Here is a 766-nt window from a genome sequence, read left to right as displayed (position 1 = left end):
GTAATATATAAAGCTGATAACTTTTTAAAATTATCGAAGTTGATAGCTTCTAATCTATCAAACCTTTTTAACTGGTCAAGTTATTAAGGGTGCAGGGCGGATGCCTTGGCACTAGGAGCCGATGAAGGACGTGATAAGCTGCGATAAGCTTCGGGGAGTTGCACGTAAACTTTGATCCGAAGATTTCCGAATGAGGAAACTCACTTAGAGTAATGTCTAAGTATCATTAAGTGAATACATAGCTTAATGAGGGGAACTCAGGGAACTGAAACATCTAAGTACCTGAAGGAAGAGAAAGAAATTCGATTCCGTAAGTAGCGGCGAGCGAACGCGGATTAGCCCAAACCAATAAAGTTTTCTTTATTGGGGTTGCGGACATATCATAACGAAGAGGTATCGTAATTGAAGAGGTTTGGAAAGACCCACCACAGAAGGTAATAGTCCTGTATGTTAAACGAGAAGACTTCAGATATGATCCAGAGTACCACGGGACACGTGAAACCCTGTGGGAAGCAGGAGGGACCACCCTCCAAGGCTAAATACTACCTAGTGACCGATAGCGTATAGTACCGTGAGGGAAAGGTGAAAAGAACCCCGGGAGGGGAGTGAAATAGAACCTGAAACCCTGCACTTACAAGCTGTGGAAGCACATTTCTTGTGTGACCGCGTACTTTTTGTAGAACGGGCCAACGAGTTACGTTAAGTAGCAAGGTTAAGCACTTAAGGTGCGGAGCCGTAGCGAAAGCGAGTTTTAACTGAGCGTTCA

General features: G+C 44.1%; 1 rRNA gene. It reads left to right on the top strand.

What is annotated here, in order from left to right:
• Window positions 1-73: 73 nt before the first annotated feature.
• Window positions 74-766, top strand: a 23S ribosomal RNA gene (locus BBG48_RS10830); the annotation flags it as partial.

Source organism: Criibacterium bergeronii (assembly GCF_001693775.2).
GTDB classification, from domain to species: domain Bacteria; phylum Bacillota; class Clostridia; order Peptostreptococcales; family Filifactoraceae; genus Peptoanaerobacter; species Peptoanaerobacter bergeronii.
The sequence above is the reverse complement of the archived record's forward strand: the minus strand, read 5'-3'. Positions and strand labels throughout refer to the sequence as shown.